Source organism: Tamlana crocina (genome assembly GCF_012037625.1).
This window is the reverse complement of record NZ_JAAVJS010000522.1, coordinates 1-355: the sequence shown is the minus strand read 5'-3', so window position 1 is coordinate 355 and position 355 is coordinate 1. Positions and strand designations below refer to the sequence as shown.

General features: G+C 36.9%; 1 protein-coding gene. It reads left to right on the top strand.

From position 1 onward, the window contains the following. Positions 1-355: transposase (locus tag HC176_RS17875; RefSeq protein WP_425338227.1), on the top strand; the 355-nt coding region annotated here is incomplete at both ends.

The window sequence follows — 355 nt, the reverse complement described above, 5'->3', positions numbered from 1 at the left end:
AGGATTATTTATTTTCTCCGGGTAAAGAACCGAAGAAACCTGATGCCTCGAGGCAGCTTGGACATTTATTTAATGCTTATGCTCAGGCCATAAACAAAAATTATGGCAGGACGGGAAGCCTTATGGAAAAGCCATACGAAAGAAAAAGGATCACGTCTGAAACTTATCTTAAACAACTAATATTCTACATCCATAATAATCCGGTACATCATAAGGTTGTTCAAAGAATGGGAGAATATCCCTGGTCCTCCTATAATATTCTTTTATCCGATACTCCAACTATTTTAAAGCGAAAAGAAGTCGTTGAAATGTTCGGCGACATAGATAACTTTAAAGCTTACCATGAGAGAAATGA